The 24467-nt window shown below is 74.5% G+C and carries 25 protein-coding genes; 7 read left to right on the top strand and 18 right to left on the bottom strand.

What is annotated here, in order from left to right; translation table 11 throughout:
• Nucleotides 1–118: 118 nt before the first annotated feature.
• Entirely contained in the window at nt 119–376 is a 258-nt protein-coding gene (locus OIU81_RS00965; protein ID WP_329142082.1) for a WhiB family transcriptional regulator, read from the top strand.
• 273 nt (nt 377–649) lie between these two features.
• A complete protein-coding gene (locus OIU81_RS00970) occupies nt 650–1309 on the top strand; it encodes an NADPH-dependent FMN reductase (protein ID WP_329142084.1) in 660 nt (219 codons plus the stop codon).
• A gap of 79 nt (nt 1310–1388) precedes the next feature.
• Here the strand turns inward: OIU81_RS00970 and OIU81_RS00975 are convergent, their stop codons facing one another.
• The 7 genes from OIU81_RS00975 to OIU81_RS01005 form a co-directional block, all read right to left on the bottom strand.
• Nucleotides 1389–1628: a hypothetical protein gene (locus OIU81_RS00975; protein WP_329142085.1), complete on the bottom strand. Its 240-nt coding sequence runs from the start codon at nt 1626–1628 to the stop codon at nt 1389–1391.
• Nucleotides 1625–2035, bottom strand: coding sequence for a hypothetical protein (locus tag OIU81_RS00980; protein WP_329142087.1), 411 nt, complete (start codon nt 2033–2035; stop codon nt 1625–1627). The genes OIU81_RS00975 and OIU81_RS00980 overlap by 4 nt, the downstream gene beginning before the upstream one ends.
• Before the next feature lie 52 nt (nt 2036–2087).
• Nucleotides 2088–3581: a sensor histidine kinase gene (locus OIU81_RS00985; protein WP_329142089.1), complete on the bottom strand. Its 1494-nt coding sequence runs from the start codon at nt 3579–3581 to the stop codon at nt 2088–2090.
• Entirely contained in the window at nt 3578–4288 is a 711-nt protein-coding gene (locus tag OIU81_RS00990; protein ID WP_329142091.1) for a response regulator transcription factor, read from the bottom strand. Before OIU81_RS00990 ends, OIU81_RS00985 begins: the two co-directional genes overlap by 4 nt.
• Nucleotides 4289–4510: 222 nt before the next feature.
• Entirely contained in the window at nt 4511–6760 is a 2250-nt protein-coding gene (locus OIU81_RS00995) for a xanthine dehydrogenase family protein molybdopterin-binding subunit (protein ID WP_329142094.1), read from the bottom strand.
• Nucleotides 6757–7755: an FAD binding domain-containing protein gene (locus OIU81_RS01000; protein WP_329142096.1), complete on the bottom strand. Its 999-nt coding sequence runs from the start codon at nt 7753–7755 to the stop codon at nt 6757–6759. Before OIU81_RS01000 ends, OIU81_RS00995 begins: the two co-directional genes overlap by 4 nt.
• Before the next feature lies 1 nt (nt 7756).
• On the bottom strand, nt 7757–8293 hold the full coding sequence (locus tag OIU81_RS01005) for a (2Fe-2S)-binding protein (RefSeq protein ID WP_443073887.1): 537 nt from the start codon (nt 8291–8293) through the stop codon (nt 7757–7759).
• Nucleotides 8294–8435: 142 nt separating this feature from the next.
• Between OIU81_RS01005 and OIU81_RS01010 the strand changes: the two genes are divergently transcribed.
• From OIU81_RS01010 to OIU81_RS01020, 3 genes are all read left to right on the top strand, one after another.
• On the top strand, nt 8436–8894 hold the full coding sequence (locus tag OIU81_RS01010; RefSeq protein ID WP_329142099.1) for an RrF2 family transcriptional regulator: 459 nt from the start codon (nt 8436–8438) through the stop codon (nt 8892–8894).
• 270 nt (nt 8895–9164) lie between these two features.
• Nucleotides 9165–10430: an acyl-CoA dehydrogenase family protein gene (locus OIU81_RS01015; protein WP_329142101.1), complete on the top strand. Its 1266-nt coding sequence runs from the start codon at nt 9165–9167 to the stop codon at nt 10428–10430.
• 145 nt (nt 10431–10575) lie between these two features.
• The gene (locus OIU81_RS01020; protein WP_329142103.1) at nt 10576–11097 is read left to right on the top strand and encodes a hypothetical protein; all 522 of its coding nucleotides are present in this window, start codon (nt 10576–10578) and stop codon (nt 11095–11097) included.
• 59 nt (nt 11098–11156) lie between these two features.
• Here the strand turns inward: OIU81_RS01020 and tgmB are convergent, their stop codons facing one another.
• From tgmB to OIU81_RS01050, 6 genes are all read right to left on the bottom strand, one after another.
• Nucleotides 11157–12086 carry an ATP-grasp ribosomal peptide maturase gene (tgmB, locus tag OIU81_RS01025; protein WP_329142106.1) on the bottom strand — a complete coding sequence of 310 codons (930 nt, stop codon included), beginning with the start codon at nt 12084–12086 and terminating at the stop codon, nt 11157–11159.
• Nucleotides 12087–12092: 6 nt separating this feature from the next.
• Nucleotides 12093–12284, bottom strand: a complete 192-nt coding sequence (tgmA, locus tag OIU81_RS01030) for a putative ATP-grasp-modified RiPP (protein ID WP_040901932.1) — start codon at nt 12282–12284, stop codon at nt 12093–12095.
• 266 nt (nt 12285–12550) lie between these two features.
• Nucleotides 12551–13252 carry an alpha/beta hydrolase gene (locus OIU81_RS01035; protein WP_329142116.1) on the bottom strand — a complete coding sequence of 234 codons (702 nt, stop codon included), beginning with the start codon at nt 13250–13252 and terminating at the stop codon, nt 12551–12553.
• Between the two features lie 137 nt (nt 13253–13389).
• Entirely contained in the window at nt 13390–14136 is a 747-nt protein-coding gene (locus tag OIU81_RS01040) for an anti-sigma factor (protein ID WP_329142118.1), read from the bottom strand.
• Nucleotides 14133–14723, bottom strand: a complete 591-nt coding sequence (gene sigK, locus OIU81_RS01045; RefSeq protein WP_329142120.1) for an ECF RNA polymerase sigma factor SigK — start codon at nt 14721–14723, stop codon at nt 14133–14135. Before sigK ends, OIU81_RS01040 begins: the two co-directional genes overlap by 4 nt.
• Before the next feature lie 155 nt (nt 14724–14878).
• Nucleotides 14879–16120: an NAD(P)/FAD-dependent oxidoreductase gene (locus tag OIU81_RS01050; RefSeq protein WP_329142122.1), complete on the bottom strand. Its 1242-nt coding sequence runs from the start codon at nt 16118–16120 to the stop codon at nt 14879–14881.
• Between the two features lie 200 nt (nt 16121–16320).
• Between OIU81_RS01050 and OIU81_RS01055 the strand changes: the two genes are divergently transcribed.
• The gene (locus OIU81_RS01055; protein ID WP_329142124.1) at nt 16321–17508 is read left to right on the top strand and encodes a lycopene cyclase family protein; all 1188 of its coding nucleotides are present in this window, start codon (nt 16321–16323) and stop codon (nt 17506–17508) included.
• 79 nt (nt 17509–17587) lie between these two features.
• A complete protein-coding gene (locus OIU81_RS01060) occupies nt 17588–19153 on the top strand; it encodes an FAD-dependent oxidoreductase (RefSeq protein WP_329142126.1) in 1566 nt (521 codons plus the stop codon).
• A 41-nt stretch (nt 19154–19194) separates the two neighbouring features.
• On the opposite strand, the gene OIU81_RS01065 is transcribed toward OIU81_RS01060, so the two are convergent.
• The 5 genes from OIU81_RS01065 to OIU81_RS01085 form a co-directional block, all read right to left on the bottom strand.
• Nucleotides 19195–20199 (bottom strand): DUF5914 domain-containing protein, encoded by a 1005-nt coding sequence (locus tag OIU81_RS01065; protein WP_329142128.1) that lies wholly within the window; start codon nt 20197–20199, stop codon nt 19195–19197.
• The gene (locus tag OIU81_RS01070) at nt 20196–21209 is read right to left on the bottom strand and encodes a phytoene/squalene synthase family protein (RefSeq protein ID WP_329142130.1); all 1014 of its coding nucleotides are present in this window, start codon (nt 21207–21209) and stop codon (nt 20196–20198) included. Before OIU81_RS01070 ends, OIU81_RS01065 begins: the two co-directional genes overlap by 4 nt.
• The gene (gene crtI, locus OIU81_RS01075) at nt 21206–22741 is read right to left on the bottom strand and encodes a phytoene desaturase family protein (protein ID WP_329142132.1); all 1536 of its coding nucleotides are present in this window, start codon (nt 22739–22741) and stop codon (nt 21206–21208) included. The genes OIU81_RS01070 and crtI overlap by 4 nt, the downstream gene beginning before the upstream one ends.
• Nucleotides 22742–22840: 99 nt before the next feature.
• Nucleotides 22841–24070: a beta-ketoacyl-[acyl-carrier-protein] synthase family protein gene (locus OIU81_RS01080; protein ID WP_329142133.1), complete on the bottom strand. Its 1230-nt coding sequence runs from the start codon at nt 24068–24070 to the stop codon at nt 22841–22843.
• Nucleotides 24070–24333, bottom strand: coding sequence for an acyl carrier protein (locus OIU81_RS01085; RefSeq protein WP_329142135.1), 264 nt, complete (start codon nt 24331–24333; stop codon nt 24070–24072). The genes OIU81_RS01080 and OIU81_RS01085 overlap by 1 nt, the downstream gene beginning before the upstream one ends.
• Nucleotides 24334–24467: the final 134 nt, after the last annotated feature.

Consider the following 24467-nt stretch of genomic DNA (forward strand, 5'->3'; position numbering starts at 1 on the left):
GATCGGGCACGCGAGGACAGCGAGGCGCCGTCGCAGGACGTGTAGGCAACCAGCGGTTCCGGCGCCGTGCCGCATTGCCTGTGGACCGCGTTCCACCGCGGAGAAAGGGAGGGAATCCATGGACTGGCGCCATGACGCCGTGTGCCGTGAGGAGGACCCGGAGCTGTTCTTTCCGGTCGGCAACACCGGCCCCGCGCTGTTGCAGATCGAGGAGGCCAAGGCCATCTGCCGCCGCTGCCCGGTGATGGGACAGTGCCTGCAGTGGGCGCTCGAATCCCGTCAGGAATCGGGGGTCTGCGGCGGGATGAGCGAGGACGAGCGGCGTGCCATGCGTCGCCGGGCCGCACGCAACCGGGCGCGCAGTGCCGCCGTTTGACGGCGACGCAGCCGCCGGGGACCGCACCGCTGCCCCGTCTTCCCGAAACCGTCACGGGCGGTGGCGGAGCACCATCCGCCACCGCCCCTCCGTCGCGCTCGTGCGGGGTGGGGCCACGGCGCCCGGCGCCCGCGGGACTCAGGGCCGGGCGGGCGCGGCGCCGTGGGTACCCGGTTTCCCGGCCCCGCGCCGGTACGCTTCCGTCACCCCCGGACGCTGACCCGGCGCGTGCGGCAACGGGCTCCCGGGGCACGGTGCCGGAAGGACGTCACCATGACCACGGAGGGACACCCCGGTGCGCTGCGCGTCCTCGTGCTCGGCGCCGCACTGCGCACCGGATCGACCAATGCCCGGCTGGCTTCGCTGGTGGCGCGCATGATGACCGAGGCCGGCGCCGATGTCGACCTGGCCGCGATGCGGGAATTCGACATGCCGCTGTACGACGGTGACGTGGAGGCCGCGGAGGGAGTACCGGCGGGCGCGCTCGCGCTGCGCGACCGGCTCGAGCGGTGCGACGCCTTCGTCCTCGCCTCCCCCGAGTACAACGCCTCCGTTCCGGGCGTGGTGAAGAACGCGATCGACTGGGTCTCCCGCATCCGGCCGCAGCCGTTCAAGACCAAGCACGCCCTGCTGCTTTCCGCCTCGCCGTCCCTGGTCGGCGGCAACCGGGGGCTGTGGGCGCTGAGGGTGCCGCTGGAGCACCTCGGCACGCGGGTCTACCCGGACATGTTCAGTCTCGCCGGCGCGCACAACGGGTTCACCGAGGACGGACAGCTGACCGATCCCGCGCTGGAACAGCGCCTGAACGAGACCGTCACCGCGTTCCTCCACCTCGTCGAGGCCGATGCGCGCTATGTGTGTCTGCAGCGCCGCTGGTACGAGTTCCTCGGCGACCGCACCGGGGCTCCCGTCACCCAGCGGGCGGAGGACTGAGCCGCTTCCCCGGAGCGCGCCGGTAACGCGCCCCGCGCACGTACGCCCCACCCCGGGACGGGGCGTACGCGTGCGGCGTTCAGCGGTCCGCGGCCGCGTCGGAATCCGCGGCGTCGGCCGCGCTCGCGGCGTCGTCCACCAGCTTCTGTATCTCCGCCGTGCCGGTGGGCGAGGGCGCGGCGGAGGACGGTGCGGCGGACGAGGGTGTCGCGGCGGGAGCGTTGCCCTCGGTACGTACCCCGTTGCCGCATCCGGCGACGAGCATGCCGCACAGCAGGGTGGTCACCACGAGCACCCCGCACTGTCCGGTGCGGGTCACGAGGAGGTCGTGTCGTGCTGCGTACGGCACCAGGAGGCGACCTTGGCCAGGTCCTTCTGCCGCTGCTGGAGCGTGGGGATCAGGGACTTGCGGTGGGCGAGCTTGTGGCTGAGGAAGGTCTCGACCTCGTTGTGCCCGGCGGCCTTCGCCTTCGCCACCCGCTTCTCCAGGCGGGCGACGGAGCCACGGACGTCGGCGTTGCCCTGGAGCCGGTGCAGTGCCTTGGTGAGGCGCTTGTCGATCTTGGGGGCGCGCTTGCAGAGCGCCCGCGCGCCGTCGCCCGCGCCGTGCTTGGCGGACGCGGAGGGCGCCGGGGTGCTGCTGTCCGCCGCGGCGGCGGTGCCCACGATGCCGAGCAGGGCGGTGCAGGCGGCCACCGAGGAGATGGCGAGGTTGCGGGTGCGCATGGCAGGTCCTCCTCACAGGAAGGCGGGCACGGTGCCCGTCCGTGCGGAGAAATTAGGGGTGTTCCTTGTGGAAACCTTGTGGCCCCTCCGCAGGGTCCGCCAGCCAGTCCCGGTGCGCGGGCAGCGCCGGAGGGCGGGGGCGTCCGGGCCGCTCGGCGGGGAACGTCACCTGGAAGCGGGCTCCTTGGCCTCCGGGGCCGTCCAGGACCCGCAGCTCCGCCCGGTGCAGGGCGGCCTGCTGGGCGACCAGGGTGAGCCCGAGGCCGGAGCCGGGGCTGTCCGGGCGGCGGTGGAAGCGCCGGAAGACCTCCGCCCGCCGCTGCGGGGGGACGCCCGGGCCGCGGTCGTCGACGCTGAGGACGATGCGGGGCGAGGCGGCCTCGCCGGCGGTGCGCAGGGAGAGGACGACATACCCCCCGTTGCCGGCGGACCGGCCGTGGACCAGCGCGTTGGTCAGGAGGTTGTCGAGCATCGACCGCAAGCCGGGGCGCCATCCGTGGACCGTCAGCCCCGGGCTGCTGTCGACCACCACCTCGGCCGCGGGATGACCGCGCCGCAGGCCGGCGGCCGCCTCATCGGCGAGGTCGGCCATGTCGATGGCCTCGAACGATTCCGCCTCGACCAGATCGCCCTGCGCCAGTGCGCGCAGCATCACCAACAGGCCGAGCAGGCGGGCGTGTTCGTGCCGCAGGTCGTGCACGGTCTCCGCCCGGTCGGCGGCGTCGAGATCCTGGAACGCCTCCAGGATGTCGAGGTTGGTCTGCATGCTCATCAGGGGCGTGCGCAGTTCGTGGGAGGCGGCGGCGGAGAACGAGCGGGCCGACGCCAGTGCTTCGACGGTGCGGGCGGCCTGCTCGTCGTAGCGGGTCAGAAAGGTCTGCAGCGTCCGGGCGAGGTCGTCGACCTCGGTGATGCCGGTGGGGGTGTGCGCCAGCCGGGCGGCACTGGTGTGCGGGTCGAGGCCGCCGGCCGTCTGCTGCAACCGGCGCAGCGGCCGGGCCGCGCGGGCCGCGAGCAGCCAGCCGATGCCGCCGGCGAGCGGAGCGGCCAGCAGGGCCACCGTGAGCACCCTGCGGCGCACCAGACCGAGTTGCGCCTCGCGCGCCGTGTCCGGGGAGAACAGCCACAGCATGCCGCGCGCTCCGGGGCCGCCGCCGTTCACCGGTACGGCGAGCACCCGCCAGCTCTGTCCGTGCGACCGCACGGTGGCCGGGCGGGTACGCTCCCCGGGCAGCGGCACCGGCCCGGCGGGCTGCGGGCCGTCCCGCAGGGTGCCGCCGGGGCCGGTCAGCCGCACTCCGACGTCCAGGGCGGAGGTGAACAGCTTGCGCTGGCGGGCCTGTTCGAGGCGCGGCCGGTCGTGCGAGGTGGCGCGCAGCAGGCCGCGGGCCGCCACCGCCACGCTCTGCGCCCGCGCGGCGAGCCGCTGGTCGGCCTGGGCGCGCAGATCCTTGCCCACCAGTGTCACCAGGACCCAGCCGGACGCCACCACCAGCAGCGGCACCACCGTCCCGGCCACCAGCGCGATCCGGGTGGACAGCCTCATCGCGCCGCTCCGTTCTCGTCGTCACGCAGCACGAACCCCACTCCGCGCACCGTGTGCACGATCCGGCTGCGCCCGCCCGCTTCCAGCTTGCGGCGCAGATAGCTGACGAAGGTGTCCACGGCGTCGGTACGGACCTCGAAGTCATAGCCCCAGACGCGCTCCAGGAGCTGGTCGCGGGTCAGCACCTGCCCGGCGTTGCGGGCCAGCACCTCCAGCAGGGAGAACTCCCGCCGGGTCAGGGTGAGCTCCCGGTCGTCGAGCCGCGCGCGGTGCGCCGCCGCATCGAGCGCCAGGCTGCCGACGTGTACGGCGTCGGTGTCGGCGGGTGGCCGGCGGCGCAGCAGCGCGTGCAGGCGCAGCACCAGCTCGTCCAGGGCGAACGGCTTGACGAGGTAGTCGTCGCCGCCGGCCTGCAGCCCGGCGACCCGGTCGGCGACCTCGTCGAGCGCGGACAGCATCAGGACCGGTATGTCGTTGCCGCTCTCCCGCAGCCGCCGGCACACCGTGATGCCGTCGAGGTCCAGCATGGAGATGTCGAGGACCATGACGTCCGGCGGTGACTGCGCCAGCCGTTCCAGCGCGGCCCTGCCGCCCTCCGCCAGTCCCACGGTGAAGCCGTTCAGCCGCAGCCCGCGGCCCAGCGACCGCCGGATCGCGGCGTCATCGTCCACCAGCAGGACCCGTCCGGTACCGCTTTGTCCGTACATGCACCCCTCCGTGGTGACGGCAGCCTGCCGAAAGCATGCGGCATGGGCTCGGCGCGGCCATGGCCGCGGTCGGGGGAGCCCGACGGCCGGGAGGGGATTGCCCCGGATACCGGCGATTCATCGGTAACCGTCCTGAACATGCCCTCATGGGGAGTCCGTCCAGGGAGCGGTGGCGGGACGGTCGGGTGAACGGGCGACTGGGCGACCGGGCGACCGGTCGCCCTACAGCAGGTGCTCGATCCTGATCGGCAGTTCCCGTGCCCGGTAGCCGGTCGCGTGGAAGACGGCGTTGGCGATGGCCGCCGCGGCGCCGACCATTCCGACCTCGCCGAGCCCCTTGACGCCCAGCGGGTTGACGACCTGGTCCGGCACCTCCACGAACTCCACGTCGACGTCGGGGGCGTCGGCGTTGACCGGCAGCAGGTACTCCCCCAGGCCGGCGTTCGCCCAGCGGCCGTCGCGGGGGTCGACCACGGTGCCCTCCAGCAGCGCCTGGCCGATGCCCCAGAGCATCCCGCCCATGGCCTGACTGCGGGCGGTCTTGGCATTGAGGACCCGGCCGGGGGCGAAGGCGCCGACCATGCGGCGCACCCGCACCAGCCCGAGGTCCTGGTCGACGGCGACCTCGGCGAACTGGGCGCCGAAGGTGGCGAGCCCGTAGGGGATGTCGGGTGCGGGCGGGCTCCAGCTGCCGAGCGCGTCCATGTCGGTCATGAAATGACGCTCCATCAGCTGGCGGTAGGTCTCGCCGGTCCCGGAGTCGTCCCGCAGCTCCATCCGCCCCTGGCGGACGACGACGGTCGCCGGGTCGGCCCGGTGCAGCGGGGAGCCGGGGTCGGCGACGGCCTGCGCGATCAGCTGGTCGCGCAGCGTGGTGACCGCGGTGTGCACCGCGGCGCTGATCATGCCGGCGCCCGCCGACCCGACCGTGGCCGCGACATTGGGCAGATCGGTGTCGCCGTACTCGAAACGGACCCGGTCCACGGCGACGCCGAGGCCGTCCGCGGCGACCTGGGTCATCACGGTGGCCGCTCCGGTACCGAACTCCTGCGTCCCGGCCTGTACGACGGCGGAGCCGTCGGCGTAGAGACGGGCGCGGGCGCGCTGCGGCTGCATGGGGAAGAACACCGGGTAGCCGGCGGTGGCCATGCCCTTGCCGATCAGCCAGTTGCCGTCCCGTTCGGAGCGGGGTGCGGGATTGCGGGACTGCCAGTCGAAGCGGGCCGCGCCGCGGCGGTAGCACTCCGCCGCGCCGTCGCTCGACCAGGGGTGGCCGGTGTGGGGGTCGGCCTCGGCGTGGTTGCGCAGGCGCAGTTGCACGGGGTCGACGCCGATGCGGTGAGCAAGCTCGTCCATGGTGCATTCGAGGGCGAACATCCCCGTGGTCTCACCGGGGCCGCGGGTGAAGGTGGGCGTCATGGTGTTGCTGCGGATCAGCCGGTACACGCCCTCGTAGTGGGGGCAGTCGTACGCCTGGGCGGCCATGCCGAGCGAGGGTTCGGCCCACTCGTCGAACGGCGAGGTCAGCGAGAGCTTGTGGTGGCGCAGTGCGGTGAGCCGGCCGTCGGTCGTCGCCCCCAGCTCGATGCGTTGTTCCTGCTCCTCGCGGTGGCCGCAGGAGGTGCACATCTGCTCCCGGGTGAGCGCCAGTTTGACCGGGCGCCGCACCCAGCGTGCGGCCATGGCCGCCAGGGTCACATGGGGCCAGATCATGGCCTTGCAGCCGAATCCGCCGCCGACGAACGAGGCCCGCACCCGCACCTTCGACGGGGGGATGCCCAGCAGGGCCGCGACGGTGTTCTGGCTGGCCACGATGCCCTGGGTGGCGTCGTAGAGGGTGAGCCGGTCGCCGTCCCAGACCGCCGTGGTGGCGGAGGGTTCGATGGGGTGGTGATGGTTCGCGGCGAAATGGTAGGTGGCGTCCAGGTGGTGGGCCGCCGCCACGAAGCCGGCCTCGACATCACCGCGCACGCTGCGGGCGGGAACGAACCCCGCGAAGATCGCCTCGGGTTCGTAGGCCTGGTCCCGGCCCTCGTCCAGGGTGGTGACGGAGGCGCCGCGCGCGTAGTCGACATGGACCTGCCGGGCCGCGAACTGGGCACGTTCACCGGAATCGGCGATCACCATGGCCACGGGCTGGCCGAAGTAGTGCACCACCTCGTCCTGCATCGGGAAGAAGCTCTCCCCGGGGGCCGCATGACCGGCCAGCGAGGGCAGCAGATGCGGCGGGGCGGCGACCTTCGGCAGGTTGCGGTGCGTCAGCACAGCCAGCACCCCGTCGGCGTCCTCCGCGGCGCGCGTGTTGATGCCGGTGATCCGCCCGTCGGCCGTACGGGCGCCCACGAGGGCCGCGTAGGCGGTGCCGGGGAGGGTGAACTCCGCCGCGTAGCGGCCGCGTCCGGTGACTTTGGCGGGGCCGTCGACCCGGTCGAGGGGCCGGCCGAGGGCTTCGAGAGTGCTGCCCGTGGTCATGCCGGCTCGCCTCGCAGGGCGGCGGCGGTCCGCAGCGCGCGGACGACCGTGCGCCGGGCGAGCTCGGCCTTGAAGGCGTTCATCGGGCGGGTGACGGCGGGCGCCAGCTCCGCGGCCGCGGCCCGCGCGAAGGTGTTCTCGTCGGCGGGCTGCCCCAGGAGCATCTCCTCGGCCCGGTGCGCCCGCCACGGCTTGGTCGCGACCCCGCCCAGCGCCAGCCGGGCCCCGCGGATCACCCCGCCCGCCACCTCCAGCGCCACCGCCGCCGAGGCGAGGGCGAACTCGTAGGACTCCCGGTCGCGCACCTTGAGGTAGAGCGACCTGCGCGCCATGCGGAGCGCCGGGACCTCGATCTCGGTGATCAGTTCGCCGGGGGTGAGGGGGTGTTCCCGTTCGGGGGTGTCCTCCGGGAGCAGGAAGAAGTCGTCGACCGGGAGGGTCCGGGCTCCCCGGACACCCTCCACGTGCACCACGGCATCGAGCGCGACGAGCGCCACCGCCAGATCGGAGGGGTGGGTGGCGATGCAGTGCTCGCTGGTCCCGAGGATCGCATGGCCGCGATGGACGCCCTCCAGCGCCGAACAGCCGCTGCCGGGAACGCGTTTGTTGCAGGCGGATTCGGGGTCACGGTAGTAGGAACACCGCACCCGCTGCATCAGATTTCCGCCCATCGACGCCATGTTCCGCAGCTGGGCGGAGGCCCCCAGGAGCAGCGACTGGGACAGCATCGGGTACCGCTCGACGACACCCGGCGCCTCGGCCACCTCGCTCATCCGGGCCAGCGCGCCGATGACCAGTCCCCCGTCGGCCCGGTCCTCGATACCGGCCAGCGGGAGTCGGTTGATGTCCACCAGCCGGTTCGGCCGCAGCACGTCCAGCCGGATCAGGTCGACTTCCGTGGTGCCGCCCGCGAGGAAGGAACTGCCGGGGTCGTTCGTCACCGCGGCGACCGCGCCGGTGACGTCGGTGGCACGGGTGTAGCTGAGGGCACGCACGTCACTGTCCTGTCTTCCGGTCGCGCATCTCGCGTATGGCGGAGCGGATATGGGGATAGGCCGCGCACCGGCAGATGTTGCCGCTCATCCACTCGGCGATCTCGCGGTCGTTCTCGGCATGCCCCTCGTCCAGCAGCGCGACGGCGGACATGATCTGGCCGGGGGTGCAGTAGCCGCATTGCAGGGCGTCGTGCTCGAGGAACGCGCGCTGCATCGGGTGCAGCTCATCCCCCTCGGCGAGCCCCTCGATGGTGGTGACGTCGCGGCCCTCGCAGGTGACGGCCAGCGTCAGGCAGGCCAGCACTCTGCGCCCGTCGACCCATACCGTGCACGCCCCACAGGTGCCCTGGTCACAGCCCTTTTTGGTACCGGTCAGCGCCATGTGCTCACGCAGTGCGTCCAGCAGGCTCACCCGCGGTTCCAGGTACAGGGCGCGCGAGACGCCGTTGACGACGAGGTCCATCTGCACGCCGTCGGGCCCGCGGATCTCCATGGCGGAGGGCTTGGCGACGGATAGGGACGCGCCTTTGTCTGCCACGACACTCACCTCGGAGTCGATGCCGTACGTCGAGCGTCCGTCCGGTCGCCGGAGCGCGCAACCGGGCGGGGGAGATGGTCAGGACGGGGACGCGGATGCCCCGGAGGGCTCGTGCGGCACCCCGTACGGGATAATGCGGGGCATGCGGATCTCAGCCAGAGCGGACTATGCCGTGCGTGCCGCGCTGGAACTCGCCGCCGCCCGGGAGGCGGGGCCGCTCAAGGCGGAGGCCATCGCCCACGCCCAGGACATTCCCCATAAGTTCCTCGAAGGCATCCTGAACGACATGCGCCGGGGCGGGCTGGTGCACAGTCAGCGCGGCGGCAACGGCGGCTACCGGCTGGCCCGGCCCGCGGAGGCGATCAGCATCGCCGACGTCATCCGTGTCGTGGACGGGCCGCTGGTGTCGGTCCGCGGCGTGCGCCCGCCGGAGCTGTCCTACAGCGGCCCCGCCGAATCCCTGCTGCCGCTGTGGATCGCCCTGCGGGCCAACGTCCGGGAGATCCTCGACGGGGTGTCGCTGGCCGATGTCGCCTCCGCCGGGCTCCCGGCGCGGGTGTCCGCACTGTCGGAGGACCCGGCCGCCTGGGCCAACCCGTAGGGCCGGTCACCGCGGTCCCGGCCGGCTCGCTCCTCGCACCTGGTCTCGTATCCCAAGACCACCTTGTCCACGCTGTGAACGCCCCTTGCTCCGCGCGCAGTCGGCGCAGCATGCTTACCTCTTCATATTCCTATTAATCCAGTGGGAAAACTAGGGAAGAGGGGAGCGGCTGTGCCCACGGCACGGCGTTCCGTCTCTCCGGCCGGTGGCGCGGCCGCTCCGTCCGCGCCCGACACACCCGACACACCCGACAGGACGGTGCACCGCGCCATGCCGAAGAAGTCCGCAGCACGGCCCGGTCCCGCGCCGGCCGACCAGTGCGCCGGCGAAGCGCTCCGGCCGCGCCTGACCCGTGAGGTCGCGGACGATCTGGCGGTGGATGCCCTGCTGCGCGACCGGGCGGGCAAGCCGCCGTTCGACGAGGCCGCGCGGCTGCGCGAGGCGGGGCTGCCCGCGCTGCTGACCCCGCCCGGCCCGGACGGCCGGGGCACCGACTGGCGCACCGCCTGTGCGGTCATCCGCGAGATCGCGGCGGCCGACAGCTCCATCGGCGAACTGCTGGGCCGGCACTACGCGCTGTCGTGGAGCGCCCGCTTCTTCGCCACTTTGGAACGGGCCGACCGGCTGGAACGCCGGGCGGTGGCGGAGCAGTGGCTGTGGGGCGGGAGCACCGACCTCCCGGGCGCCGAGTCGGCGACGGAGCCCGGCCTCACGCTCACACCGGCCGACGGCGGATACGTCCTCGACGGGCGCGCCACCCTCGCGGCGGGTGTGCAGGTCTCCGACCGGCTGGTGCTCGGCGGGGTGGACACCGCTACCGGCGACTGGCTGATGCTGTGTCTTGACCCGGAGCGTCCCGGCGTGACGGCCGACGCCGAGCACGACCGCCTCGGCCAGCGGCTGACGGGAGCCGGCAGCCTCACCTTCGACGGTGTCCCGGTCCCCGTGGCGGAGGTGCTCGGCACCGTCCCCCGCGACGAGCACGCCGTCTCCCCGTTCGCCACGCTCGCCCCGCTGGCGCTCCGGCTCGCCCTGGTCCATGTCAGCCTGGGCACCGCCGAAGGCGCATTGGCCGAGGCACGGGACGCCGACCGGGCCGCACCGGGCCGTTGGCCGGGGGCGCGGCCGGACGAGGGGGCCTACCCGGACCGCACCGGTGCGGATCCCTATCTCCTGCTCGCGTACGGGGAGCTGGTGACGGCGGCTCATACCGCTGCCGCGGTGGTGGAGTCGGCGAGCGAGGCGCTGGCGAGGGGGCTGGTGGCCGGGCCCGGCTTCGGGGTCGACGAGCGGGCCGACATCGCGGTGCGGGTGGCCGCGGCGGAGGCCGTCACCAGCCGCTCCGCGATGCGGATCACCACGCGCGTCCTGGAACTCGCCCGGGCCGCCGGTTCCTCCGCCGACTCCCTGGGCCTCGACCGGTTCTGGCGCAATGCCCGCATCCTCACGGCGCAGGCCTCCCCCGCCCACCGGCTCCGGGACATCGGCGACCACTATCTGAACGGCACGCACCCGCCGTTGACGCTGCGCGCCTGACGCTCGGGGCTGCCGGGCGGCGCGCGGCGGCGGGGCAAATCGCCGGGGCGTCGGCGCAGCTTCAAACGGATCGGCGCCAGGGGCTGCTACATCTCGTGTGTGCATCCCCGAGCGGGGGAGCCCGTCGGTCCTGTGAGGTGGCGCCTTGTCAGAAAGCAGCAGCGTTCCGGTACACCGGCCCCGCCGGCGGGAGGAGGCCCTCCAGCGGCTGCTGTTCGGCGGGGTGTACGGTTCGGTGCTCGCCAGCGCGCTGGCGGCGGCCCTGGACCACGAGGGCCGGCCCGCGGACCCCGGGTACGACGCGCTGTGGGTGACGCTGGCGGCGATCGCGTCGGCCGCGGCGCACGGCTATGCGCACTCCATCGCGCACCGGACCGAGGAGGACACCCAGGTCACCGCGAGCGCGGTGCGTTCGATGCTCACCGAATGGCCGCTGGTGGCCGCGGTGGTGCCGACGGTGGCCGCCCTGCTCGGCTCCTATGCGCTTTGGTGGAGCGAGGAGAGTGCGGTCGAAGTCGCCCTGGGCGTCAATATGGTGGCGTTGTTCGGCTGGGGCGTGTGGGCGGCCCGGGTGGCGCGCCGGGGGTGGCCGGCGTCGCTGCGGGTCGGTGGTGTGGACGTGCTGATCGGGCTGTTCATCGTGATCGCCAACGTCGTGAGCAAGTAGCCGGACGGCGGCAGGCCCGGGCCGGATCGCGGTCCCTTCGGGGCACGTGCCGCCCCCGGTCACAGCGGTGCTTTCACCGCCAGCCAGTCGGCGATGGCCTGGGCGATGGGCTGGTCGGTCTCCAGCTGGACGAAGCCGAACTGGCCGCCCTGGTTGCATTCCAGGAACCACCAGGCCCCCTCGGGGTCCTCGGCGAAGTCGAAGGCACCGTAGGCGAGTTGGGCAATGCTCATGTACTGGAGCACCGCCTGGTGGATGGCGTCCGGCGCCTCGACGGCCTCCCAGGTGCCGTGGTGGGTGAAGCGGCTGTCCACTTCGTCGGGGTCGGCCTTCTTGCGGGCGGCGAAGAGCTGGTCGCCGACGCAGGTCAGCCGGATATCCGCCGCCTTGGGGACATGCCGCTGGAGCAGGGTCGGGCCGGCCGCCACCCCGGAGAAGTCCGTGTCCGGGCTGATGCGGGTGGTGGGCAGCACCATCGGCGGGTCGCCGGGGTGCTTTCCGCTGACCGACTTCACCACGAGGTCCCGCTGGGCGGCGGCGAACTGGCGGGCGGCGGACGGGAAGGAGGTGAGCAGTGTGGGGGGTACGAGGAAGCCGCTGCGATGGGCGATATGGAGCTGCCAGGGCTTGTAGCGGGCCTGTGCGGCCACGGTGGGGTGGTTCATCCACCGCGCCCGGGTGCAGCTGAGCATGCCGTACAGCGCCTGCTCGGCCTCGGCCGTGATCCAGGCGGACTGTTCGGCCGAGCGTGCTCCGGGAGCGCCGGGCCGGCGGACCCATACCGAGCGCAGGCTGTTCAGGCTCACCATGCGTTCGCCCGACTTCAGATATCCGTGGAAGTCGTTGTCGGTGTACTCCGCCGACAGGGAGACGCGCCCGGGGAGGTCGGCGGGGTCGAGACGGACGAGCGGCACCCCGAGTTCGTGCAGCGTCGCGACCACGATGTCCGCGGTCAGGTCTTCCTCACAGGTGAGGACCAGGACGGTCATCGGTGCTCAGTCGTCGAAGTGGGTCTTGGAACCGGCGGTGGAAGCGGTGGTCCCGGTGGCCAGCAGCACGGCCCGGCTGCAGGTGGCCGGGCGTCCGTCCGGCAGGACGTTGAGTTGCCGCGTGGCGTCGTAGCTGTACGGGGTGCTGGTCGCCGACTTCACCGCCGGGCGGGCGTAACTCAACGCAAACGGTCGCATGCCATCTCCTTCAAAAATCGGTTTCCAAGCCTTAGGCACGGGGCAGAGGTGGAAAGCCCCGCCTTATGACTCTGCACGGAAGACGCGACAATCTGGCCGTTTAGTTGCTTCTTTTGCTCGTTTCCAGCGTTCCCCTTGACTGAAAAGCGGCGAACGCGTACTCACTGTCTTCGTTATGTGTCGCCGTGTAGGCGCCGGGACCCGAGCGCGACGGAAAGCCCCGCCCGGGCGGGCGGGGCTGACGGGTCATCAGTTACCGGTGGGGCCTACTCCGGAGGCACCCCGCCGACCGCGTCCCGCACGGGTGTGCCGTCCAGGAGGGCGGCGACGAGGTCCACGGTCAGCCGGTGCCAGTGGCGGGCGCCCCGGAGCATGGTGTGTCCGCCGCGCGGCATGGCGACCGTGTGGACCCGGGCCCCGGACCGCCGGGCGCGGTCGGCGAAGTGCCAGGAGGCTTCCGCGTCGGTGATCCGGTCGCGTACGTCGTGCAGCAGCACCAGCGTCCGGTCCCGCAGCTGGGTGACGGGTTCACCGGGCGGGCACCACGGGGCGAGCGCGATCACGCCCCGCACCGCGGGGTGCCCGCCGGTGCGCAGGGCGGCCCGGCCGCCCATGGAGTGGCCGACCAGCACCACCGGTACGTCCGGGGCCTGCGCGACCAGTTCGTCGAGCGCCGCGCGGGCGTCCCGGGCGGCGTCCGCCTGCGGCCCGTTCCACCCCCGGTAGCGGTAGCGCACGGAGGCGAGCAGTACCTCTTGCCCGCGCGGGGTGCGGGAGATCGCGGAGCCGAACGGCCGCATCCGCAGCGCGGGGAGGTTGAGCCGGGCGGGCGGGGTGCGGTCGTCGGGGCGCCCTCCGTGCAGCAGCAGCACCGCCGCCTGCGCGGTGTCGGGGCCGCGGTGCACCACCAGCGGCCGGTGCGGCTGCCCGCCGTCGGGTTCCGGGGGCCGTGCTGTTCCTGTCGTCATGGGCGGGGATCCTCGGGGTCGGGGTGCCGGCGTGCCGGCAGGGGGAGAATCCGCTGGTGCGGGCCGGCCGGCCCCGCCGCCGCGGACCGGCGGCGGGGCCAATCAGCCGTGAGCGGGGGGCCGGTGGTGCGCGGCGGTCACACCCCGAGCAGGCCCAGCGGCGGGCTGGTGGGCCGGCTGGAGCCGCCCGGCGGTTCCGCGGTGATGCCCACGCCGTCGGCGCCCTGCGGTCCGCCGGTCAGCAGCATCGCGCCGCTGGAGCGGCCGGTCTCGACGAGTCCGGCGGGGACCATCGAGCCGTTGCGGCTGTACCAGAGTTCGTAGACCCGCTGACCGGACAGCGCCGGCAGGCCGTGGTAGAGGAACGCGGTGCGTCCCTGCCGCTTGGAGGCCACGACCGTCCCGCTGCCCCCGCCCTTGAGCGCCGTGGTGTGGAAGGTGGCGTCCGGAGCGGCCAGCAACGCGCTCACCGCGGCCGCCTGTTGCTCGGCGCGCACGCTGCGGTCCCGTTGCGCGTCGGCGTCGTGCCGGGCCTGGACGGCGTACCCGCCGGCGACCGCGGCGGCCACCAGACAGGCGGCGGCCGCCAGATAGGGCAGCCGGTGCCGCATCCGCCGGCGCATCGGCACCACGCTCGCCGCGTGCTCCACCGGCGGCAGTTGTCGGACCTCGGGCAGGGCGGCCATCACCCGGGTACGCAGGGCGGCCGGGGGGACCTCGGCCACCGCCAGGGCCAGCCGGGCCGCGGTCTCCTGGAGTTCGCGTACCTCCTGGGTGCAGGCCACGCACCGGTCGAGGTGGCGGGCGAACTCCGCGGCCTCCCGGCCGGTCAGCGCGCCCAGGGCGTAGGCGCCGGTCAGGGTGTGCAGTTCGACGGTGCTCATGCCGATACCCCCAGGCAGTCGCGGAGCCGGATCAGCCCGTCCCGCAGCCGTGTCTTGACCGTTCCCAGTGCCGTGCCGAGCAGGTCGGCGGTCTCACGGTAGGTGTACCCGCGGTAGTAGGCGAGCGTCACCGACTCCCGCTGGAGCTCGGTCAGCTGTCCCAGGCAGCGCCGGACCTGTTCGCGCTCCAGCCGTCGTTCGACCTGCTCGCTGACCTCGTCGAACGCCGCGGTGTAGCCGTACACCGCGGCCCGGTGGTCACGGTCGGCCGCCGCCTGGGCCGAGCGCACCCGGTCCACCGCGCGGCGGTGCGTCAGCGTCATGATCCAGGCCATGGCGCTGCCCTGCCGCGGGTCGAAGCGGGCCGCGGTCCGCCACACCTCGATGAGCACCTCCTGCGCGACCTCCTCGGACTGCGCCGGGTCCCGCACCACCCGGCGCACCAGGCCCAGTACGGTCCCGGCCACCGCCGTGTAGAGACTCTCGAACGCCTGCTGATCGCCCCGGGAGACGCGGTCGAGCAGGGACTCCAGGGCACCGGCGTGCGGCGCTGAGGAGCGGTCGCCGCGGCGGGCTGCGACGGGCATGGACACCTCCGGACTGTGACGTGGTCACAGCTGATTCGGCGCCGGATGACACCTGGATTGGTGGAGAGAGGATTCTTGCCGATCGCCCGGCGGACACCGCACCCGCCCCGGGGCCCGTACCGCCGGCCCGCCGGCCCGCCGGTACGGGGTACGGGCTACCGGCCGAGGTCGCGCAGGATCTCGCGGGCCGCACGGGCGCCGGAGGCCAGCGCCCCCTGGACGGAGCCGGTCGCCCGGTGGTCCCCGCACACATAGCGGCCGGGGCCGATGCGCGACGGCCGGCTCAGTGGCTGCGGCGGCAGCATCGCGGGCAGCGCGTCATGGACGGTGCGGACGGTGAGCAGCTCCCATGCGGCGGTGTCGGCGTCATAGCCCTCGGCCAGCGCCGTACGCAGTCCGTCCTCCCGGCCGGGGGTGTCCGCGCCGAGCACCGAGGTGGCCACCAGGCTGTAGCCGTCCGGCGCGTGACCGGGGACCACCTCGCTCAGGACGCAGGTGTGCAGAAACCGCCGGCGGACGTCGACGAGCAGGGTCGGCTCGGCCAGGGGTGTCACGGTCGCCGCGTGGTAGTAGGTCGTGACCTCGCGGTGCGGCGGGATGTACAGCCCGGGCAGCAGGGAGGCGGCCGCGGCGGCTCCGGTGGCGACCACGACGGTGCGGGCCGCGAGGTGCTCGCCGCCGGCGGTCATCACCCCGTCGTCGGTGAGCCGGGCGACGGGGCAGTCCAGCCGCACCGCGTCCGGCGGCAGCACGCCGGCGAGCTGCCGGGGCACCGCGCCGATGCCGTCGCCCGGCAGGCACAGGGTGCCGCGCAGCATGCTGCGCCACACCAGATGGAAGAAGCGGCTGGAGGTCTCCAGTTCGTCCTCCAGGAAGACCCCCGACAGGAACGGCCGGAAGAACCGCTCGACGAACTCCTCGGACACCCCCGCCGCGGCGAGCGCGGTGCGGGTGGTGCGCTCCGTGCCGCGTTTGAGGAGGGCGGCCGGCGCCAGCGCGTCGCGGGCCGACAGCGCGCCGAGCGCCAGCAGATCCCGGGGGCCGGCCAGCCGGCCCGGCAGCAGATCGGCCGCCCGGCGCGGCTCGCGGCTGGGGTCGGCGAAGCGCAGCCGGCCCTTCCCGGTGTGCACGAGCACGGCCGGCGAGAACGGGTGGAGCCGGAGCGCGCGTCGCTGGATCCGCTTTTTGACCTGGGGGTAGGCGGTGTTGAACACCTGGAATCCGCGGTCGATGACGAACCCGTCCACCCGGTCCGAACGCATCCGCCCGCCGACCCCGTCAGAGCCTTCGAGGACCTGGACGGTCAGTCCGGCCGACCGCAGATCACCGGCGCAGGCGAGCCCGGCCGCTCCCGCACCGACGACCAGGACATCGACCGCACTGCCGGCTGCCGTCATGGGGCACCGCCTTTCGCCTCGGGCACCGTGTCCGCACGCCGCGGGCCGGCGGGGCCGGTGCGCCGCTGTGGGCTCTTCGTACCGTCCCGCCGCGACGCCCGGCCGGATCCGCCGGAATTCCCGCGCGTCGCACCCCGCCGCCCGGCCGGGAACTGCGCAAGGATCACCGTCGGGGCACCGAGGCACGGAGAGGACCGGGTGTGCGGGACGCGGATGCCGTCATCGTCGGCGCGGGAGCGGCCGGGCTCTCGCTCGCCCACCGGCTGTGCGCCCCGGCGGCGGGTCCCGGGCCCCGGGTGCTGCTGGTCGACGCACCGCCCGGACCCCGCACGCCGCCGGAGCGCACCTGGTGCTACTGGGAGACACCCGGCGGCGCCTTCGACGGCGCGCTGACCGCCTCGTGGGAACGGCTGCGCGTCCACGGGCCCGGCGGCGCGGCGACCGTGGGCAGCCCCGCGCCCTTCCGGTACAAGATGCTGCGCTCGCGTGATTTCGAGGCCCTCGTCGGCGCCCGGCTCTCGGGTGAGGACGGTGTGGTCCGGATCGAGGCGACCGTGGATTCCGTACGGGACGCCGCCGGTGGGGCCGAAGTACGAGGGCGCGACACGGCGGGGCGGCCGGTGCTGCTGCGGGCGCGCTGGGCCTTCGACTCCCGGCCGGCCGGCCGCCTGCCGTTGGCCCGCACGACGCTCCGGCAGCATTTCCGCGGGTGGTTCGTGCGGACCCGGCGGCCCGCGTTCGACCCCGCGACGGCGGATCTGATGGATTTCCGCACCCCGCAGCCCGCCCACGGTCTGTCGTTCGGCTATGTGCTGCCGCTGGGCGAGTGTGCCGCGCTGGTGGAGTACACGGAGTTCTCCCGCCGCGCCGCGGACACCGCCGCCTACGAGCGGGCCCTGCGCCACTACACCGAACAGGTGCTGCGCCTGGGCGCGTTCCGCGTCACCGGGACCGAGCAGGGCGTGATCCCGATGACCGACGGGCGCTTCCCGCGGCGGGGCGGACGCGCGGTGTTCCGCATCGGGACCGCGGGCGGCGCGACCCGTCCGTCGACCGGGTACACCTTCGCCGCCGTGCAGCGGCAGAGCACGCTGATCGCGGCGGCCCTGCGGGCGGGCCGGACGCCACTCCCCCCGCCCGCGCACACTCCGTGGCACCGGGCGATGGACGCGGTGCTGCTGCGGGCGCTGGACAGCGGACGGGTGGACGGGGCCGAGTTCTTCACCGGGCTGTTCCGCACGGTGCCGACGGCGCGGCTGCTGCGGTTCCTCGACGGCCGCTCCCGGCTGTGGGAGGACGTCAGCATCGGCCTGCGCACGCCCGTGCTGCCGATGCTCCGCACCGTCGCCGAACTCCCGCTGCTGCCCCGCCGTTCCGCGCCCTGGTGACCCGTCCCCCTTCCCCGGCGCCGGGCGTCCGCCGCGCCTGCGCCCTTCGCTCCTCGTACCGACCCCTTGAGGAGGGCTCGTGACACCTCGACAGCGGCACGACGGGGCCGCGCGGCGCGGACGTGACCGGCGGGCCCACCGGGTGCCGGGGCCGCCGGGGCGGGACCGGGCCGCGCCCGAGGGGCCGTGCGTGGCGGTGATCGGCGGCGGCATCGCGGGCCTCGCCGCCGCGACGGCGCTGGCCGAGCGGGGTGTGCGGGTGACCCTGTACGAGCGGGAGCGGAGCCTCGGCGGCCGGCTGGCGGGCTGGCCGGTGCGGCTCGCCGACGGCTCGCGGGCGACCATGAGCCGCGGGTTCCATGCGTTCTTCCCGCAGTACTACAACCTGCGGGGGCTGCTGCGGCGGGCCGACCCGGGGCTGGACGTGCTCCGGCGGCTGCCGGACTATCCGCTGCACCACCGTTCGGGCCTGCGGGACAGCTTCGCGCGGGTGCCGCGGACACCGCCCTGGAGCGCGCTGGGTTTCGCGGCGCTCAGCCCCAGCTTCGGCTGGCGGGACCTGGCGCGGATGCACCCCGGGGCGGCGCTGCCGCTGCTCGACGTGCGGGTGCCGCAGGTCTACGAGCGGCTGGACCGCACCAGCGCCTGGGACTTCCTCGCCCGCATCCGGTTCCCCGAAGCCGCCCGGCACCTCGCGTTCGAGGTGTTCTCCCGGAGCTTCTTCGCCGATCCGCGGGAACTGTCGGCCGCGGAGCTGGCGTTGATGTTCCACATCTACTTTCTCGGCTCCAGCGAGGGCCTGCTGTTCGATGTGCCGCGCGAGCCCTTCCCGCAGGCCCTGTGGGAGCCCCTCGGCCGGTACCTCGCCGGACACGGGGTGGCGCTGCACACGGACACGGAAGTGGCGGGGGTGGAACCGGCGGCGGACGACGGGCTGCGCGTCGCCGTCTGCGGGGAGCGCGCGGAGCGCCGGTTCGAGGCGGTGGTCCTCGCGCTGGACCCCGGCGGGCTGCGCCGGCTCGTCGCCGCCTCGCCCCGGCTGGGGAACGCCGCCTGGCGGGCGCGGGTCGGGCGGCTGCGGACCGCGCCGCCCTTCGTGGTGTCCCGGCTGTGGCTGGAGCGCCGGGTGTACGCCGACCGGCCCGGCTTCCTGGGGACCAGCGGTTACGGTTCGCTGGACAACGTCAGCGTGCTGGAGCGCTGGGAGGGGGAGGCGGCCCGCTGGTCCGCCCGTACCGGCGGCTCGGTGCTCGAACTGCACGCCTACGCCGTGTCCCCCGATGCCGACCGTGGGCGCGAACAGCGCCGTCTGGTGAGCCAGTTGCACGCCCTCTATCCGGAAACCCGCGGCACCCGGATCATCGACCGGCGCCATGAGTGGCGCGCGGACTGCCCACTGTTCCCGGTGGGCGGCTACGGCGACCGGCCCACCGTGCACACCCCCGACCCGCGGCTGGTGGTGGCGGGCGACGCGGTGCGCACCGCGCTCCCGGTGGCACTGATGGAGCGCGCCGCGACGACCGGGTTCCTCGCGGCGAACGCCCTGCTGGCGCGCTGGGGCGTGCGCGGCCAGACCTTGTGGACCGTGCCGGGCAAGGGGCGTTCGGCGGTGCTGCGGTGGGCGGCCCGGCAGACCGGAGGGTGAACTGGGGGGGGGCGCCCGCCGGGCTCCGGGCGTGCTGCGCCTCAGCCCGGGTGGCGTCCGCTGTTGCGCAGTTCCCAGCGGCGCTCGGCGTAGGCCATGTCGTCGCGCCACAGACGGCCCGCGGCGGCGCGCATCAGCGGGCGCAGGGCGGGCGCGGCCGCGCGTGCCAGGGCGAATCCCGGGCGCCGGGAGGTGGCGACGATCGCCTCGACGACGGCGGTGCGCGGGCGTCCCCGGTCGTCCGGGCCCAGCGGGGTGGCGTGGGTCTCCACCACCGAGCCGCGCCCTTCGCCGGCCACGATGTGCATCACCACGGTGCGCGGCTCGGGGGCGGTGAACCGCGCCGTGACCGGCACGACGGCCCGGCCGGCGACCTTGAACGAGACCTCCACGGTGAAGCCTTCGGCCGGCTCGCCGTCGGCCGGGGAGCCGGCCACGGTGAGGTCGGCGAAGGAGTAGGGGTGGAACCACGCGCCGTGCCAGGGATCGAGGCGGTTGGCCACCACGTCCTCGGGTTCGCAGACGCCGGTGGCGGTGTGGACGGCGGCGACGGTCCCGCCCGGCCGCGGCCGGGCGGGGAGGACCGGCGCCGGCAGCGGCAGTTCGCCGCCCGCCTCGTCCAGCCGCACCCAGGCCAGCAGGCCGTCGTCGTGGGCGGGAAACGGCTCCCAGCCGGCGAACGGGGCGCCGTCCAGGGCGAGTCCGTGCCACCGGCAGCGGAGGATGCCGCAGTGCACCGGGCCGAGCGCGAGGGGCGCGCCCAGGTGGGGGCACGCGCCGGGGCCGGCGACCAGGCGGCCGGCGGCGTCGCGCCAGGCGACGACCTCGACGCCGGCGACGGTACGGCCGAAGGCGCGGCCGGCGGCGATGTCGCGTGCCGCGCCGAGGACGAACCAGTTGCCGGAGGGGCGGGCGAGCGCGGTCTTCACGGCGCCGGCGATGACCGCGGGCCGGGCGTCACGCCAGGTGGGGCGCTGCTGTGCCCAGGGCTGCGGCCGCCGCAGCCGCAGCGGGAGGCGTGGCTGGGGGCGGGGCGCCCGGCTCATGGGGTCTGCTCCGACACCGACACCGACGCGTGCGCCGGAGCGGGCCGCTGTGGTCTGCCGGGCGGCGCGGCGGGCCGCCCGGCGGTGAGGCGGGTGGCGGCCAGGCGGGCCAGACCGTCCGCGACGGTCGCCATCCGGCGCCGGCGGGAGACCACCGCGCGGCGGTGCAGCACGGCGTAGCCGTCGTCGCGCACGGCGTCGAGGATGGCGCGGTAGAGGACGTACGCGGTGCGGATGCACGGGCGCGCGGACGGCTCGAGCAGGGCGAGGCCCGGCGCCGCTTCGCGGTAGACGCCGTGGGTGAGGTCGGCGGCGGCCATCAGGGCCGCGGTGATCCGCGGGTCGCGTGCGCCGGTGTCCCGGCTCCAGCGGAGCAGGTGGCGGTCGACGCCGTGCGCCGCGAGCAGATCCGCGGGCAGATAGATCCGGCCCCGGTCGAGATCCTCGCCGACGTCGCGCAGGAAGTTGGTGAGCTGGAAGGCGATGCCGAGGGCCGCGGCGTGCGGCGCCGCCTCCTCCTGCGGGACGACCGTGCCGAGCACCGGCAGCATCTGCAGCCCCATCACCGCGGCCGAGCCGTGCATATAGCGGCGCAGCTCGGCGTAAGTGGGGTAGTCCGTCACCGTCAGATCGCTGCGCATGGACGCCATGAAGTCCAGGAAGTGGCGGTGGTCGATGCCGTACCGTGCGGCGGTGTGCGCCACCGCGCGCACCACGGGTTCGGTGGTCGGGGCGCCGCGCAGGCCGTCTTCCAGGCACTGCCGCAGGGCGTCGAGCGCGGCGGCGCGGCCGGCGGTGGTGCGGCCGGCGCCGGGCTCGTCGACGAGGTCGTCGGCCCAGCGGGCGAAGCCGTACAGGGCGTGGACGGCCGGCCGGCGGGCCGCGGGCAGCAGCCGGGTGGCGAGGAAGTAGGTCTTGCCGTGCCGGGCGTTGAGCCGGCGGCAGTGGGCGTAGGCGTCGCGCAGGAGGGGATCGGTGACCCCTGCGGCGTCCAGTTCGCGGTCGGTCATACCGGGATGCCTCTCTTCGCGGGACGGGCCGGGCCGGCGGCGGAGCGGGGCGGCCGGAGTCCGGTGATGCGGGCCGCGGCGAGCTTGCCGGAGAGCACGACGGTGGGGATGCCGACGCCCGGGGTGGTGCCGCAGCCCGCGAGCACGGCGTTCTCGGTGCCGCGCACGAGGTTGCGGGGGCGGAAGGGGCCCGTCTGCGCGAAGGTGTGGGCGACGGAGAACGGGGTGCCGGCGGCGAGTCCCTGTGCGGTCCAGTCGGCCGGGGTGACCAGGTGCTGCTCCTCGATGGCGGCGTCGATACCGGTGAGTCCCCGGCGCTCCAGCACGGCGAGCAGGCTGTCGCGGTAGCGGGGGGCGAGGTCGTGCCAGGTGCGGGCGCCGGGGCCGGTCTCGGTGTTGGGGCAGGGCGCCAGGATGTAGTGCAAGTGGCGTCCGGGCGGGGCGAGTTCCGGATCGGTTGCGGTGGGGCGGGTGAGCAGCAGGGAGGGGTCGCTCATCAGCCGGCCGGTGCGGGTGAGTTCGTCGAAGGTCCGCTCCCAGGCCGCACCGAAGGAGAGCGTGTGGTGCGCCAGGTGCGGCCAGGTCCGGTCGGTGCCGGCGTGCAGGATCACGGCGGACGGCGCGTGGCGCAGGGGCATCGGGCGGTGCGGCCGCCGGCCGAGCAGCCGGTGGACGACGGGCAGATCGGGGGTGAGCACGACCGCGTCACAGGGGATCCGCTCGTGCGCGGTGACCACCGCCGTGATCCGGTCGCCGGCGCGCTCCAGGCCCGTCACCCGCTGCCCGTAGCGGAAGGCGGCGCCGGCGTCCGCGGCGGCCTCGGCCATGGCCTGCGGCAGGGCGTGCATGCCGCCGCGGGGGAAGTACACCCCGGCGACGGTGTCCATGTAGGCGATGACGGCGTAGGCGGCCAGGGCGCGGGCGGGCGGCACCCCGGCGTACAACGCCTGGAAGGAGAAGACCCGGCGCAGCCGCGGGTCGGGCAGAAAGCGGCCGATCCGGGCGTCGAGGCGGCCGAATCCGCCGAGGGCGGCGAGCCGCACCAGGTCGGGGTGGAGCAGTTGGAGGGGCGAGTCGAAGTTGGTGTCGATGAAGCGGTGCCGCTGGACGGCGTACATCTGCTGGAGCCAGTGGCGCAGCCGGCGGTAGCCGTGGGCCGCCCGGGCTCCGGCGAACCGTTCGACCTCGGCCTCCATGGCCGCCGGGTCCGTGTGCACCGCCAGCTCGCTGCCGTCGGCGAAGCGGGCGCGGTAGGCGGGGTGCAGTGCCCGCAGTTGCACCCGGTCGCTGAGGCGTTCGCCGACCGCGGCGAACGCCTCGTCGAGGAGGTCGGGCATGGTCAGCACGGTCGGTCCGGTGTCGATGCGGTAGCCGTTGCGCTCGATCCGGCCGGCCCGGCCGCCGGGCCGCTCCTCGCATTCGACGACCGTCACCCGGCGGCCGGCGCCGAGCAGATGCAGTGCGGCGGACAGTCCGGAGAGCCCGGCTCCGACCACCACCACGTGGTCGGTGCGGCCCGGAACGGCTCTCATACGTCGCTCCCTTCGGCGCGGCGGATCGGGACGGCGGGGGACGGCGGGTCGGAACGGCGGGGTGGAGCGGCAAGGTTGAGCGGCGGGGTTGAGCGGCGGTCAGACGGCCCGGAAGACGAGTGCGGCGTTCTGGCCGCCGAAGCCGAAGGACGTACTGGCGGCGGCGGACAGCGGCGTGCTGCGCGGGGCCTTGGACACGATGTCCAGATCGATGTCGAGGTCGCGGTCCTCATGGTTGGCGGTGGGCGGGATGCAGGACTCCTGCAGGCTCATGACGGTGACCGCCGCCTCGATGGCGCCGGCCGCTCCGATGGCGTGCCCCAGGGCGCCCTTGAGGGAGGTGACGGCGGGCGGCGTGGGGAAGACCGTGTGCAGGGCTCTGGCCTCGGCCAGGTCGTTCAGGCGGGTTCCGGTGCCGTGCGCGTTGACGTGGTCGATGTCCCCCGGCGTCAGACCGGCGTCCGCCAGGGCGGCGGTGAGGGCCGCGGCGGCGCCCCGGCCCTCCGGGTCGGGGGCGGCGTAGTGGTAGGCGTCGCAGGTCGCCCCGTAGCCGGCCAGCTGTGCCCGCGGGCGGGCGCCGCGGGCCCGGGCGTGGGCAGGGCGTTCCAGGACCAGGACCGCGGCGCCCTCGGAGAGCACGAAGCCGTCGCGGGCGGCGTCGAACGGACGGCAGGCGCCCGCGGGGTCGGCCACCCGTGCGGAGAGGGCACCCATGCGGTGGAAGCAGGCGGCGGGGATGGGGTGGCGGGCCGACTCCGCGCCGCCGGCCAGCACGATGTCGCAGGTCCCGGCGCGCAGCAGATCACGGGCGACGCCGAGGGCGCTGCTGCCGGAGGCACAGGCGGTGGACACGGCGAAGTTGGGGCCCTGGGCCGTCAGGTCGAGGGCGATCTCGGCGGCCGCCATGTTGGGCACGCTGCGGGTGACGGCGAGCGGCGAGATGTCCAGCGGGCGGCCGGCCGCGAGCTTGGCGAACTCGCCGACGTAGCGCTCCATGCTGGCCGTTCCCGTCCCGATGACCACGCCGACGCGGGCGGCGTCCCAGTCGCCGGGGACGAGGCCGGCGTCGGCGACGGCGTGCCGGGCGGCGAGGAGGGCCATGGCGACGAAGCGGTCCAGCCGCCAGGCGGCCTTCCGGCCGACCAGCCGCGCGGTGTCGAAGTCCGGCACCTGGCAGGAGATGTCCACCGGCAGCCCCGCCAGGCCCGGGTCCCGGGCGGCGGTGGACCGGCCGGTGAGCAGACCGTCCCAGGTGGCCCGGGCGCCGATACCGGCCGGGCTGACGACGCCCAGCCCGGTGACGGCGACCTCGCGGCAGGCGCCGGGCATCAGTGGGTGCTGTTCGGTGCGGCCGTCAGCGCCTGCTCGGTCCCGGCACGGTCCATGAGGGCCGCCAGCCCGCCGATGGTCGTTTGCAGGGGCACGTCCTCCAGCGAGATGCCGGTCCGCTCCTGCAGCATCAGCCCCATCTCGACCAGGGCGAGGGAGTCCAGGCCCAGTTCCTCGAAGGTGCGCCCGGGGCTGACCTCGGACGGGTCGAGGTCGAAGGTCTCGGTGAGGGTGGTGGTGATCAGCTCGGTGGTGGTGGGCACGGATGACTCCTTCGGTGGATGGGGTGGTGCCGGACGCGGGCCCTGGACGTAGGACGCCGGTGGGGACAGGTCTCCGGTGTCCGTGCGCGGGCGCATGGGGCCGTGCGGATGCGGACGGGGTGCGGCATCGCGGC

Source organism: Streptomyces sp. NBC_01454 (assembly GCF_036227565.1).
Classification (GTDB): domain Bacteria; phylum Actinomycetota; class Actinomycetes; order Streptomycetales; family Streptomycetaceae; genus Streptomyces.